This is a genomic window from Parvibaculum sp., from assembly GCF_039680535.1.
Classification (GTDB): Bacteria; Pseudomonadota; Alphaproteobacteria; order Parvibaculales; family Parvibaculaceae; genus Parvibaculum.
Genome location: NZ_JBDKSS010000005.1, coordinates 393,196 through 406,643 on the forward strand (window position 1 = coordinate 393,196; position 13,448 = coordinate 406,643).

9 protein-coding genes are annotated in these 13,448 nt (G+C 63.3%); 7 read left to right on the forward strand and 2 right to left on the reverse strand.

The genetic code is table 11. The features are described 5' to 3' along the window. Nucleotides 1-7: 7 nt before the first annotated feature. The 3 genes from ABFC66_RS03095 to ABFC66_RS03105 all read left to right on the forward strand — a co-directional run bounded on the left by ABFC66_RS03095 (nt 8) and on the right by ABFC66_RS03105 (nt 4,114). Nucleotides 8-697 (forward strand): ABC transporter ATP-binding protein, encoded by a 690-nt coding sequence (locus ABFC66_RS03095; RefSeq protein WP_346739481.1) that lies wholly within the window; start codon nt 8-10, stop codon nt 695-697. After that, on the forward strand, nt 697-3,240 hold the full coding sequence (locus ABFC66_RS03100) for an FtsX-like permease family protein (protein ID WP_346739482.1): 2,544 nt from the start codon (nt 697-699) through the stop codon (nt 3,238-3,240). Before ABFC66_RS03095 ends, ABFC66_RS03100 begins: the two co-directional genes overlap by 1 nt. A 124-nt stretch (nt 3,241-3,364) precedes the next feature. Further along, nucleotides 3,365-4,114, forward strand: coding sequence for a Bax inhibitor-1/YccA family protein (locus tag ABFC66_RS03105; protein WP_346739483.1), 750 nt, complete (start codon nt 3,365-3,367; stop codon nt 4,112-4,114). Between the two features lie 67 nt (nt 4,115-4,181). Here the strand turns inward: ABFC66_RS03105 and ABFC66_RS03110 are convergent, their stop codons facing one another. After that, on the reverse strand, nt 4,182-4,589 hold the full coding sequence (locus tag ABFC66_RS03110) for a DUF2794 domain-containing protein (RefSeq protein WP_346739484.1): 408 nt from the start codon (nt 4,587-4,589) through the stop codon (nt 4,182-4,184). 523 nt (nt 4,590-5,112) lie between these two features. On the opposite strand from ABFC66_RS03110, the gene ABFC66_RS03115 reads away from it, so the two are divergent. Genes ABFC66_RS03115 through ABFC66_RS03130 form a run of 4 tightly spaced genes read left to right on the forward strand, consistent with a single transcriptional unit; the run spans nt 5,113 to nt 9,916 of the window. Continuing rightward, the gene (locus tag ABFC66_RS03115) at nt 5,113-6,135 is read left to right on the forward strand and encodes an ATP-binding cassette domain-containing protein (protein WP_346739485.1); all 1,023 of its coding nucleotides are present in this window, start codon (nt 5,113-5,115) and stop codon (nt 6,133-6,135) included. Next, a complete protein-coding gene (locus ABFC66_RS03120) occupies nt 6,132-6,866 on the forward strand; it encodes an ABC transporter permease subunit (protein ID WP_346739486.1) in 735 nt (244 codons plus the stop codon). Before ABFC66_RS03115 ends, ABFC66_RS03120 begins: the two co-directional genes overlap by 4 nt. Nucleotides 6,867-6,870: 4 nt before the next feature. Further along, nucleotides 6,871-8,808, forward strand: a complete 1,938-nt coding sequence (locus ABFC66_RS03125; protein WP_346739487.1) for a Gldg family protein — start codon at nt 6,871-6,873, stop codon at nt 8,806-8,808. A 1-nt stretch (nt 8,809) separates the two neighbouring features. Then, a complete protein-coding gene (locus ABFC66_RS03130) occupies nt 8,810-9,916 on the forward strand; it encodes a hypothetical protein (RefSeq protein ID WP_346739488.1) in 1,107 nt (368 codons plus the stop codon). Nucleotides 9,917-10,019: 103 nt separating this feature from the next. On the opposite strand, the gene acnA is transcribed toward ABFC66_RS03130, so the two are convergent. Then, nucleotides 10,020-13,283 carry an aconitate hydratase AcnA gene (acnA, locus tag ABFC66_RS03135; protein ID WP_346739489.1) on the reverse strand — a complete coding sequence of 1,088 codons (3,264 nt, stop codon included), beginning with the start codon at nt 13,281-13,283 and terminating at the stop codon, nt 10,020-10,022. Nucleotides 13,284-13,448: the final 165 nt, after the last annotated feature.

A 13,448-nucleotide genomic window follows, 5' to 3' on the forward strand; every position in this document is an offset into this window, starting at 1 on the left:
CGGTCAATTGAGCGATACCATCATCGAGCTTGAAGGTCTGAAGCTGAGCCTGCCGAGTGCGGCCGGATTGGTCAACATATTGCGCGGGATCGATCTCAAGGTCGCGCGTGGCAGCACGGCCAGTCTCGTCGGTCCATCAGGCTCGGGAAAATCGACGCTTCTCATGGTGCTGGCGGGCCTCGAGCGGCCGAGCGCTGGCCGGGTGACTGTGGCGGGCGAGGATCTTTCGCGGCAGAACGAGGACGGGCTCGCGCGGTTCCGCCGCGAGCATATAGGCATCGTCTTCCAGTCTTTCCACCTCATCCCGACGATGACAGCACTCGAAAATGTTGCCGTGCCGCTTGAATTCGCTGGACGCGGCGATGCCTTCGCGCGGGCGGAGGCAGAACTTCGCGCAGTGGGCCTTGGCTCGCGCCTCGCGCATTATCCGGGCCAGCTTTCCGGCGGCGAGCAGCAGCGCGTGGCGCTGGCCCGCGCGGTGGTCGGCGATCCCGAAATCCTGCTTGCCGACGAACCGACCGGCAATCTCGACCAGGCGACGGGTGCTGAAATCATCGAGCTCATGTTCGAGCTTCACGCGCGAAAGGGGACGACGCTCGTCCTGATCACGCATGACGAAGCGCTGGCCGGACGCTGTGAGCAGGTGGTCCGGCTCCGCGACGGGCTCGTCGAAAAAGTGGAGGCGGGTGGCAAGTGATGAGAACGCTGCCCCTCGCATTTCGTCTGGCGCGGCGTGAACTTCGCGCCAATCTCGCGCAAGGCTTCGCGGGTTTCCGCATCTTTCTTGCCTGTCTCGCGCTCGGGGTCGCGGCCATTGCGGGCGTCGGATCCGTCTCGACGGCGCTGACGCGCGGGCTTGCCGAGCGCGGACAGGAAATTCTCGGCGGCGATGTCGATGTGCGGCTCATTCATCGCGAGACGAGCGCGGCCGAGCTTGCCTTCCTTTCAAAGGACAATGTGGTTTCGCGTTCGGCGGAATTGCGCGCGATGGCGCGGACCGTCTCCAACGACAAGCAAAGTCTTGTCGAGTTGAAGGCCGTCGACGGGCTCTATCCGCTCTACGGCGCGATGAAGCTCGCGCCCGAAATGTCCCTTTCCGATGCGCTGGCTCTTCGCAACGGCCGTTACGGGCTCGTCGCGGAGCCCAATCTCGTTTCCCGGCTCGGGCTGAAGCCCGGCGATATGTTGCGCGTCGGTGAAAATCTTTTCGAGCTTCGCGCGGAAATAAGACACGAGCCCGATCGCGTCGGCGACGGCTTCGCGCTCGGCCCCCGCGTGATGATCGCGGAAGCTGCGTTGTCTGCGACCGCGCTGGTCCAGCCGGGAAGCCTCGTCAATTATCACTATCGCCTGCGGTTTCCCGAAGCCATGCGCGACGTGCCGTCGATCAAGGCATGGGTGAAATCTCTTGATGCCGCCTTTCCGGATGCAGGCTGGCGCGTGCAGGACCGCACCGACAGCGCGCCCTCCATGCGACGCTTTGTCGAGCGGGTCGCATTGTTCCTCACCTTTGTCGGATTGACGGCGCTGACCGTGGGTGGCGTCGGCATTGCCAATGCGGTGAAATCCTATCTCGACGGCAAGCGCGAGGTGATCGCCACCTTCAAATGCCTCGGCGCGCCGGGCAGGCTGATCTTCGCGGTCTATCTCGTTCAGGTCATGGCGCTTGCCATTGCCGGCGTCGCGTTCGGGCTCGCGGCAGGCGCCGCCGTTCCCTTCGTCACGGATCGTGTGGCGGGCGATCTCATCCCTGTGCCCGCAGCTCTCGGGCTCTATCCGGGGCCGCTTTTGCTCGCCGCGGCTTATGGGCTTCTGACGGCGCTTGCCTTCGCAATCTGGCCGCTTGCCCGCGCGCGCGAAGTGCCTGCGGCAAGTCTCTTCCGTGCGATCGTTGCGCCGGAACGGCGACTGCCGAAGCCGCTCTATATTGTGGCCACAGCGGCAACACTTCTCGCGCTCGGTGTCCTTGCCGTCGCTACCGCAGAGCAGCCGCTTTTTGCGCTCTGGTTCATTCTCGGTGCGGCGGGCGTCTTTGTCTTGTTGCGTCTCGCGGCCTCCGGCGTCATGGCGCTGGCCGCACGGCTTCGCGGGCGCTCGCCCGAAATGCGGCTGGCGCTTGCGAACCTCACGCGGCCCGGTTCGCCAACCCCTGCCGTCATGCTTTCGCTCGGGCTTGGGTTGACGCTTCTCGTCACCGTCTCGCTCATCAACGGCAATCTGTCGAGCGAGATCATGAAGGACATTCCCGGCCGCGCGCCCTCCTTCTTCTTCGTCGATATTCAGCCCGATCAGACGGATGCCTTCGAGAGCTTCGTGCGCGGGGCGCCGGGCGTCACGAAATTCGACCGCGCGCCGATGCTCCGTGGGCGCATCGTTTCGTTGAACGGCATCGCCGCCGACAGGATCAAGCCTGCGTCCAACGCCGAATGGGCGCTCAAGGGCGACCGGGGCATCACTTACTCAGCCACGCCGCCTGCGAACGGCAAGCTCCTCAGCGGCAAGTGGTGGCCTGCCGATTACAAGGGGCCGCTTCTCGTTTCCTTCGCCGACGAACTCGCCAAAGGTCTTGGCCTCAAGCTCGGCGACAAGATCACCGTCAATGTCCTTGGCCGCGAAATCGAGGCGACGCTCGCCAATACGCGCGAGGTGGACTGGCAAAGCCTCGGCATCAATTTCGTCATGATTTTCTCGCCCGGCCCGCTGGAGGCCGCGCCGCACACCGAGCTGGCGACCGTCACCATGGACGAGGCGGGCGAGGTGGCGCTTGAGCGCGAGGCTGTGGCGCGGTTCCCGAATGTGACCTCGGTGCGGGTGAAAGAGGCACTCGATGCGGTCAACACGCTGCTCGGCCAGTTCTCGCTCGCGGTGCGTGTCACGGGGCTCGTGACACTCGCGGCGGGCATTCTCGTTCTCGCGGGCGCCATGGCTGCCGGGTTCCGTGGACGGGCCCGGGATGCCGTCATCCTCAAGGTGCTGGGCGCGACACGGGCCCGGGTGCTCGGCGTCTATCTGCGGGAATATGCGGCGCTCGGGTTCTCGACGGCGCTCGTCGCGGCGACAGCGGGCAGCATCGCGGCATGGGCGGTCATTCGGCTGATTATGGAAATGCCATGGCAACCGCTCTGGGGAACGCTTGCGCTAACCGTCATCGGGGCGACGGCGGTGACGGTATGCCTCGGCCTGCTGGGCACATGGCGCGTTCTTTCCGTGCCCGCCGCCGGCATGTTGCGGGCTGAGTAATAGCTAACGCCCTGAAACGGTTACGCAATATTCACCGGATCGCCATGCGGACGGGGCCATTTCCCTTGAATTCGAGGGGTGAACCGCCAATATTAGGTTCGCACTGCCAGGAGGGTGCAGAGATATGGCCAATTTCGACCAGGACAGGCTGCGGAGCAGCGTTGGCGTAGAGAGCCCGGCAATCGACCAGGGCCTGCGCAGCTATATGCTTCGCGTCTACAACTATATGGCGGCGGGTCTCGCCATCACCGGCGTTGTTGCGTGGCTTGCCTTCCAGGCGGCTGTGCAGGATACGGGCGCCGGTCTTACGCTTTCGCCTTTCGGCGTGGCGCTCTTCACCAGCCCGCTGAAGTGGCTCGTCATCTTCGCGCCGCTCGGGCTCGTCTTCTTCCTCAGCGCGCGTATTCACAGCCTCAGCGTTTCGGCGGCCCAGACGACGTTCTGGATTTTCGCCGGCCTGATGGGCCTTTCGCTGTCGAGCGTTTTCCTCGTCTATACGGGCGCGAGCATCACCCAGACGTTCTTCACCACGGCGATCGCCTTCGGCTCGCTCAGCCTTTACGGCTATGTGACGAAGCGCGACCTGTCGGCGATGGGTTCGTTCCTCTTCATGGGCCTGATCGGCATTCTCATTGCCTCGCTCGTGAACATCTTCCTGCAGAGCTCCGCCCTGCAGTTCGCCGTGTCGGTCATCGGTGTGCTCGTCTTCGCGGGCCTCACCGCCTATGACACGCAGACGATCAAGTCGATGTATTACGAGGCCGACAGCGAAGTGACTGCCGGCAAGAAGGCGATCATGGGCGCGCTGTCGCTCTATCTCGACTTCATCAATATGTTCATGTTCCTGCTGCAGTTCCTCGGCAATCGCCGCTAAGCGAGGCGCAGGACACGAAAAGACGAAGCCCCGGTGGAAACACCGGGGCTTTTCATTTGGAAAACTTTCATGCGCCGACGACGCGGAGCTTGCGCTTTTCGAAGACTTTCAGGACCTGTTTGAGGTCATGGCCGCGCTTCAGCACGAGGCCTGTCGCGGCCACCACGCTATAGGCCCCCTGACGGCGGGCCAGCTTCGGGCGCTTTTCGATGCGGTAGAGCGGCATTTCGCTCGTGCGGCGGTGGATGGCGAAGACTGCGACATCCCTTGTCGAGCCGATGGCGTAATCGCGCCATTCGCCTTCGACCACCATGCGCCCATAGACGGAAAGGATCGCTTCGAGCTCGGCGCGGTTGAAAAAGACGTCCGGCTCCTGAAGGGGTTTTGACGGCGGGGCGTTCGATGAGATGACGAGGCTGAACGGCCCGGACTGGGCCCGCGACGCCTTATCCCCTCCCTCGAATCCATCCGCCATGCCGTCACAACCCTCCGACTTCCCCGGCCTTCGCGGCTCGGGCCGGGCCTGCCGCCACGACCACGGGCCGACCGGCTAAGGTCTTCATTCTGCTAGCTTTCGTGAAGTTAATCCAGAATCACAATCTTGCCTTTTTTCAGCCCTTGCAGGGACACACTGGGCCGTCAGTCTAGCATCGTTGCCTCACTGGCCCGGTTCCTTCTCGTTCCGGTTTCATCAGCCCCCCAGCCCCACCGGGATGAATTGGGGGACCGGGCCACCCCTTTCAAAGGGGGCAACGCCAAGAGACAAGACGCGCCGCGAATGCCCCCCTCGCCGGCGCGTTTTTCTTTGTCCGGACGCCGCCATTCTTCCCGCAAAACGCCCCAGCTTTACGATGTCTCATTCTTCACTTGAGGGTGAGGGGGGCTTTGTCTACACATTCAAGCCGGTTGCCGGGGGCAAGCCGGTCTTCGGGGGAACGAGGCAAAACAATAGAGCCCGTCCGGACCTTGAGGGAGTTCACGTCATCACGCGAGCGAGTATGCAAACGGCGAACGGCAATAACCCGGCCGCAGGCGACGCCATGATCGCAATCGAAGGGCTCACCAAGCATTTCGGGCCCTTCACGGCAGTCGACGGCATCAGCTTCAGCGTCTCGCGCGGCGAGGTGCTTGGCTTCCTCGGGCCCAATGGCGCGGGCAAATCGACGACCATGAAGATGATCACGGGCTTCCTCTCGCCAAGCGCGGGAAGGGCCTCGGTCTGCGGGCATGACGTCATCACCGATCAGCTCGCCGCGCAGCGCATGCTCGGCTATCTGCCGGAAGGCGCGCCCGCCTATGGCGACATGACGCCTTTGGCCTTTCTCAATTTCATCGCCCGTGTGCGCGCGCTGAAGGGCGCTGCCGCCGACAAGGCGATTGCCGACGCGGTTGCCGCGACCGAGCTTCAGGGCGTGCTCGAACAGCCCATCGATACGCTTTCCAAGGGCTTCCGCCGGCGTGTGGGTCTTGCCCAGGCGATCCTGCACAATCCGCCCGTGCTCATCATGGACGAGCCGACCGACGGCCTCGATCCGAACCAGAAGCACGAGGTGCGAAAGCTCATCGCCCGTATGGCTGCCGACAAGGCGATCATCATCTCGACGCATATTCTCGAAGAGGTCGATGCGATCTGCACCCGCGCGCTCATCATCGACCGTGGCCGCGTCGTCGCCGACGGCACGCCTGCCGAACTCATCGCGCGCTCGCGCTATCACAATGCGGTGTCGCTGACCGTCGGCGGTCAGGTGACGATTGCGGCGGCGGAAGCGCTGAAGGCGCTGCCGGGCATTTCTTCCATCGAGATCAATCCGCGCGGCACGGAAACGACCTTCACGCTCTTCCCCGTGCAGCAGAACGCAATCTCGGCGGAAGTGAAGCTCATCGACGCGGTCGCCGATCTCGCCCGCGAGAAGGACTGGACCGTGCGTTCGCTTTACGGCGAGCCGGGCCGCCTCGACGAGGTCTTCCGCAAACTCACGCGCTCCGACACGGCAGACGCACCGGGAAAGAACGCCGCATGAGAGAGCTTCTTGCCGTTTTCCGCCGCGAGCTTGCCGGCTATTTTGCCACGCCGCTCGCCTTCATCTTCATCGTGATCTTCCTGTTCACGATGGGCGCCTTCACTTTCTACATGGGCGGCTATTTCGAGAGCGGCCAGGCCGATCTCCAGATCTTCTTCAACTTCCATCCCTGGCTCTATCTCTTCCTCATTCCGGCGATCTCCATGCGCCTCTGGGCGGAAGAGCGCCGCTCGGGTTCGATTGAATTGCTGCTGTCGCTGCCGATCCCGCTCTGGGCGGCGGTGCTGGGCAAGTTCCTCGCGGCCTGGGTGTTCTCGGGCATCGCGCTCGCGCTCACCTTTCCGATGTGGATCACGGTCAATTATCTCGGCCATCCGGACAATGGCGTGATCCTCGCCGGCTATATCGGCAGCTTCTTCATGGCGGGCGGCTATCTCGCCATCGGCTCCTGCCTTTCCGCCACGACGCGCAATCAGGTCATCGCCTTTGTCGTCAGCGTCGTCGTTTGCTTCCTCTTCACCGTGTCGGGCCTGCCGCTGGTGACGGACTTTTTCGCGTCATGGGCGCCGCAGCAGGTTTTGAACACGATTGCGTCGTTCTCCTTCCTGACGCATTTCACCGCGATCACGCAGGGCGTCATCGACATTCGCGACATCATCTATTTCTTCACGCTGATCGCGAGCTGGCTCATCGCCTGCGGCGTCGTCGTCGACATGAAGAAGGCGGGTTAGGTCCATGCAGAACAATGTCAGCCGCTCTGCTTATGGCACCTTGACGCTCGTGCTGCTCGCGGCGCTGTTCCTGTCGGTCAATCTCTTCTCGAACATCGTCTTCCGTTCGGCGCAGGTCGACCTGACGCAGGCGCGGCTCTTCACGCTTTCGAAGGGCACGGAAAACGTGCTCGCCAAGATCGACGAGCCGATCACGCTGAAGTTCTTCTATTCGGAGTCTCTTGCGACCGATTTTCCGCAGGTCCGCTCCTATGCCAACCGCGTGCGCGATCTTCTGGAAGAAATCCGCGACCGTTCGCATGGCAAGATCGTTCTCGAAGTGGTCGATCCCGAGCCTTTTTCCGAGCAGGAAGACACCGCCATGTCGCTCGGCCTCAAGGGCGCGCGGACGACGGAAGGCGAGGTCATCTATTTCGGTCTCGTCGGCACCAATCTCGTCGACGGCATCGAGGCGATCCCCTATTTCACCGACGAGCGCCAGCAATATCTCGAATATGACGTGACGCGGCTCATCCAGAATCTGAGCCGTCCGAAGAAGCCGGTGCTCGGCATCGTCACCAACATTCCGATGGATACGGGCGCGGGCGGTCTCGTCGCGGCGATGCGCGGCCAGTCACAGCCTTTCGCGATCTATCAGGAATTGCAGAACCGCTTCGAAATCAATTTCATCGAGCAGAAATTCGTCAAGGTGCCGGACAATGTCGATGTGCTGATGATCGCGCATCCCAAGCCGCTGGACGAGCAGACGCTCTACGCCATCGACCAGTTCGTGATGCGCGGCGGGCGCGTTCTCGCTTTCGTCGATCCGCATTCGGAGGTGAGCCTTACCGCCGGGCCGAATGGCCAACCGGTGCAGGGCTATACGGAAGCATCCGATCTGCCGCAGCTCTTCAGGAGCTGGGGCATCGACTTCGAGCCGAAGCGCATTATCGGCGATCGCGATCTCGCCATGCGGGTGCAGACGAATCTCGATGCGCGGCGCCAGACCAGCGATTATGTGCTGTGGCTCGGTGTGCCGAAGGCGAATTTCGACCATAACGACATCGTCACCTCGTCGATCGATCAGATCAACATGGGCACGGTGGGCTACCTGAAGCAGGCCAGGGATGCGACGACCAAGTTCACGTCGCTCTTCTGGTCGTCCAAGGATGCCGAAGCTTACGACGTCGACTATGTGAAGCAAGGCCATACGCCGGACGAGCTGCTCGGCAACTTCAAGCCGACAGGCGAGAACTATGTCATTGCCGCGCGTGTGTCCGGGCCGCTGAAGAGCGCTTTCGCCGCCGCCCCGCCGCCTTCCGCCGAGGACGAGATGAAGCGTTCAGATGCGATGGAAAAGCCGCTCGACTATGTGGGTCAAACCAAGGCGGACGCGAACATCATCGTCGTTGCCGACAGTGACATTCTGGACGACCGGTTCTGGGTACAAAGCTCGGGCTATGGCAGCGATCGCACGCTTGAACCGATTGCCGACAATGCGAAGTTCATTCTCTCGGCCATCGACAATCTGATGGGGTCGGACGACCTGATCTCGCTGCGCGCGCGCGAGCGCGCCGACCGACCCTTTGCGGTGGTCGACAATCTGCGCCGCGAGGCCGAGCGCAAGTTCCTCGCGGAGCAGGAGCGGCTGAAGGCGAAGATCACGGAAACGGAACAGCGTCTCGTCGCACTGCAGACAACCGGCGCCGCCGAAGCCCAGAGCGGCCAGGCCGCCGATCCGCATGAGCAGGAGGAAGTCGCGAAGTTCCGCGCCGAACTCCTGCAGAGCCGCAAGGCCCTGCGCGATGTGCAGCGCAATCTTCGCCGCGACATCGACAGGCTCGCGACCGAAATTCGCTTCGTAAACGTCGCGCTGATGCCGATCCTCGTCGCCATCGTGGCGCTTGTCATAGCGATCCTCCGTCATCGCCGCCGCAAGGCGCGTGCGGTCAAGGGGGCATGAGATGAACTTCGCCACACTCAAGACCAACAAGCCCCTCCGTAACGTCGTGATCCTGGCGCTGGCAACAGCCGTCGCCGTCACCGGCGCGACCGTCGCCGTGGTGACGCAGGAGCGGGGCGTTCGCGTCAAGTTCCAGCCGGAGCCGCTTTATCAGGGGCTCGAGACGAAACTCGATCAGGTCGGCCGGATCACCTACACGCTCGGCCGCGGATTGCGCGGTGTCGAGAAGATCACGCTCAACCGCAGGCCCGACGGGCGCTGGACGGTGGCCGAACGCCAGAATTATCCCGCCAAGCAGGATCTGGTGCAGAAGGCGCTGATCGGCATTTCCGAACTGGTGCTTTATGAGCCGCGCACCGCGCGCCCTGAATGGCACCGCAATCTCGGACTGCTTTCGCCGGAGGATCTCGGCTCCTCGGCGCGTGTCGAGCTTTTCGACAAATCGGGCAAGCGCATGGTCGCCTTCCTCGCCGGCAAGGTCCCGGATCAGACGGGCGATGCTCGCGGACAGGGCATGATCTATCTCCGCCGCGATGGCGAGAACCAGAGCTGGCTCGCGCGCGGCCGGTTTCCGCTCTTCCAGTCGGCGCAGGACTGGCTCGATACGAGCTTCATCGACATCAAGCGCGAGGAGATCAAGCGTGTCACCCTCTGGGCGGGCACGGATCATCCGGTGGTGATGAGCCGCCCCTCGAAGGATGTCGAAGACTTCGCGCTGGAGAATGTTCCGGCCGGCCGTGTGACGCGTGGCGCGCCTGTCGTCAACGGCACCGCGACGAGCGCCGTCGATCTCATGTTCGACGATGCGGCGCCGGTGGAATCGCTGCTATTCCCCGACACATCGCCGAGCGCCGTGATCGAGACCTTCGACGGCCTGCGCATTTCGCTGACCATGACGGGCGGCGGCGGCGCACTCTGGGCGAAGATTACCGCGACTGCCGATCCCTCGATTGCGGCGCCGGGCAGCGACATGAAGCCGGTCGAGGCGCGGGCGAAGATGCTCAATGAGCGGCTCGGACACTGGACCTACAAGCTGCCGCAGCAGACAGGCAACCAGCTCACGCAGTCCATGGATCTGCTGACGCACGACGCGGGCGACAAGCAGTAAGAGGCTTGCTCGCCGCCGCCCCACCCGGATTTCCGGTTCATGAAGGCAAACAAAAAGGGCGCTCCCTCGGGAGCGCCCTTTCCGCATTCAGTGGCCTGATGCGTTACGCCGCGAGGTGGCGCAGCACATATTGCAGGATGCCGCCATTGGCGTAGTAGTCGAGCTCGTCCTGCGTGTCGATGCGGCAGAGCAGGTCGATGACCTTCTTCGTGCCGTCGGCATAGGTGATGACGGCCTTGACCTTCGCGCGGGGCTTTACGCCCTTCAGGCCTTCGATCGTCACCGTCTCCGAGCCGTCGAGGCCGAGCGACTGCCAGCTATCGTCTCCGATGAACTGCAGCGGCGCGACGCCCATGCCCACGAGGTTCGAGCGGTGGATACGCTCGAAGCTCTGCGCGACGACAGCCTTGACGCCGAGGAGCATGGTGCCCTTCGCCGCCCAGTCACGCGACGAGCCGGTGCCATATTCCTTGCCGGCGAAGATCACCAGCGGCGTGCCGCGGCGCTTGTACTCCATCGCCGCGTCATAGATCGGCATCTGGGTGCCTTCCGGCTCGAGCTTCGTCAACCCGCCTTCGATACCCTTCAGCATCTGGTTCTTGATGCGGATGTTGGCGAAGGTGCCGCGCATCATGACTTCATGATTGCCGCGGCGGGCGCCGTAGGAGTTGAAGTCCTGCGCGCCGACCTGCTTCGAGTTCAGGTAGGAACCGGCGGGGCTCTGCACCTTGATGTTACCGGCCGGAGAAATGTGGTCGGTGGTGATCGAGTCCGCGAAGAGGCCGAGGATGCGGGCATCCTTGACGTTGGTGATCGGCGTCAGATCCTTCGAGAGGTTCTCGAAGTAGGGCGGGTTCTGCACATAGGTCGAGTCCGCATCCCAATCATAGGTGAGGCCGCCCGTGAGCTTGACCGCCTGCCAATGCGCGTCGCCGTCGAAGACATTGGCGTAGCGCTTGCGGAACATTTCCGGCGTCACGCAGGAGCGAACCGTGTCGGCGACTTCCTGCGTCGTCGGCCAGATGTCCTTGAGGTAGACCGGCTGTCCGTCGGAACCCGTACCGAGCGGCTCCGTCGTCAGGTCGATCTGCGTCGAACCGGCCAGCGCATAGGCGACGACCAGCGGCGGGGAGGCGAGGTAGTTCGCCTTCACGTCGGGCGAGACGCGGCCTTCGAAGTTGCGGTTACCGGAGAGAACGGCCGAGGCGACGAGATCGTTCTTGTTGATCGCCTGGCTGATCTCGGTCGGGAGCGGACCGGAGTTGCCGATGCAGGTCGTGCAGCCATAACCGACGAGGTTGAAGCCCATGGCGTCGAGATCGTCCTGGAGCCCTGACTGCGTCAGATAGTCGGTCACGACCTGGGAGCCCGGCGCGAGCGAGGTCTTGACCCAGGGCTTCACCTTGAGGCCGAGCTTGCGCGCATTGCGGGCGACGAGGCCTGCAGCGACGAGCACGTTCGGGTTCGAGGTGTTGGTGCAGGAGGTGATCGCGGCGATCACGACGTCGCCATGACCGAGGTCGAAGTCCTTGCCTTCGACGGCGACGCGGGTCTTGGCTTGGCCGGGCTTGCCGAAATCCTTCTCAAGCGCGGCGAGGTAGTTTTCCTTCACATTGGTGAGGGAAACGCGATCCTGCGGACGCTTCGGACCGGCGAGCGAGGGCACGACGGTCGAGAGATCGAGTTCCAGCGTGTCGGTGAAGACGGGGTCGGGCGTGTTCGTCTCGCGGAACATGCCCTGCGCCTTCGCATAGGCTTCGACCAGCGCCACGCGCTCGTCGGAACGGCCCGTCGCGCGGAGGAAGCGGATCGTTTCGCCGTCGATCGGGAAGAAGCCGCAGGTCGCGCCATATTCCGGCGCCATGTTGGCGATCGTTGCGCGATCTTCGAGCGTGAGGTGGTCGAGGCCGTTGCCGAAATATTCGACGAACTTGCCGACGACGCCCTTTTTGCGAAGCATCTCGGTGACGGTGAGCACCATGTCGGTGGCGGTCACGCCTTCAGCGAGCTTGCCCGTGAGCTTGAAGCCGATGACTTCCGGGATGAGCATGGAGACCGGCTGGCCAAGCATGGCCGCTTCCGCCTCGATGCCGCCGACGCCCCAGCCGAGAACGGCGAGGCCGTTGACCATGGTCGTGTGGCTGTCCGTGCCGACGCAGGTGTCGGGATAGGCGATCTCTTCCTTGCCCTCGGTCTTCGTCCAGACGGTCTGGGCGAGATATTCGAGGTTCACCTGGTGGCAGATGCCGGTTCCCGGCGGGACCACGCGGAAGTTGTTGAAGGCCTTGGAGCCCCAGCGCAGGAACTCGTAGCGCTCGATGTTGCGCTCATATTCGATGTCGACATTTTCCTTGAAGGCCGACGAGGTGCCGAACTTGTCCACCATGACCGAGTGGTCGATGACGAGGTCGACGGGGACGAGCGGGTTGATCTTCTTCGGGTCGCCGCCGAGGTTCGTCACGGCGTCGCGCATGGCCGCGAGGTCGACAACGGCGGGAACGCCGGTGAAGTCCTGCATCAGCACGCGGGCCGGGCGATAGGCGATCTCGCGGTCCGAGGTGCGGTCCTTGAGCCACTTCTTCACGGCGCGGATGTCATCGGCGGTGACGGTGCGGCCGTCCTCGAAGCGGAGCAGGTTCTCGAGCAGCACCTTCAGCGAGAAGGGGAGACGAGCGATGCCGGAAAGGCCGTTCTTTTCGGCGACCTTCAGGTTGTAATATGTGTAGCTGCGCTTGCCGACCTTCAGAACCTGCTTGGCGCCGAAGCTGTTGCCGACGGCAGACTTCTTCGCGGCGGGCTTTTTCGCCGCAGGCTTCTTTGCAGCGGGCTTCGCGGCGGGAGCAGCCTTTTTCGGAGCGGCTTTGGGAGCGGTCTTCGCGGCTACCTTCTTCGCAACCGGCTTCTTCGCAACCGGCTTCTTCGCGGGCGCGGCCTTTTTTGCAGCGGCCTTCTTCGGCGCGGCTTTGGGCGCAGCCTTCGGAGCCGCCTTCCTGGCGACAGGCTTCTTCGCAGCCTTCGGCGCGGCTTTCTTCGGCGCTGCCTTCTTCGCGGCGGGCTTTTTGGCGGGCGCGGCCTTCTTCGGCGCGGCCTTCACGGCCTTCTTGGGGGCGGCCTTCTTTGCAGCCTTTTTGGCGACAGTCTTCTTCGCGGCCTTCGGCGCTGCCTTCTTGGCAACCGGCTTCTTCACGGCGGCCTTCTTCGCCTTGGCTGTCGGCTTCGCCTTGGCGACAGTCTTCGCCTTTTTGGCTACGGGCTTTGCCTTCTTGGCTACGGGCTTCGCCGCCGCCTTTGTCTTCGCGGGCTTAGCCGCCTTCTTCTTCTCAGGCGATTTTTTCGCCTTCGCTTTCGCCGCCGCCTTCTTCGCCATTCGATCGTTCCTTGATGCTGCCGGCCCGGAGGGTGAGGGAGAAACGAGGTGGCATCGTGCGTGCCTCCCGCGCGGTGAAAACGCGCTGGGGCCCCGACATGATCGCCGCCGTTTCCCGCCTATGGGCCTATCTGCTTAACGCGCGCGACTATAATGTCTTTCGTT

Excerpts from the sequence above, each read along its gene's own strand:
- ABFC66_RS03105 (WP_346739483.1), top strand. The coding sequence starts at position 3,365 with ATGGCCAATTTCGACCAGGACAGGCTGCGGAGCAGCGTTGGCGTAGAG.
- ABFC66_RS03110 (WP_346739484.1), bottom strand. The coding sequence starts at position 4,589 with ATGGCGGATGGATTCGAGGGAGGGGATAAGGCGTCGCGGGCCCAGTCC.
- acnA (WP_346739489.1), bottom strand. The coding sequence starts at position 13,283 with ATGGCGAAGAAGGCGGCGGCGAAAGCGAAGGCGAAAAAATCGCCTGAG.
- ABFC66_RS03120 (WP_346739486.1), top strand. The coding sequence starts at position 6,132 with ATGAGAGAGCTTCTTGCCGTTTTCCGCCGCGAGCTTGCCGGCTATTTT.
- ABFC66_RS03125 (WP_346739487.1), top strand. The coding sequence starts at position 6,871 with ATGCAGAACAATGTCAGCCGCTCTGCTTATGGCACCTTGACGCTCGTG.
- ABFC66_RS03115 (WP_346739485.1), top strand. The coding sequence starts at position 5,113 with ATGCAAACGGCGAACGGCAATAACCCGGCCGCAGGCGACGCCATGATC.
- ABFC66_RS03100 (WP_346739482.1), top strand. The coding sequence starts at position 697 with ATGAGAACGCTGCCCCTCGCATTTCGTCTGGCGCGGCGTGAACTTCGC.
- ABFC66_RS03130 (WP_346739488.1), top strand. The coding sequence starts at position 8,810 with ATGAACTTCGCCACACTCAAGACCAACAAGCCCCTCCGTAACGTCGTG.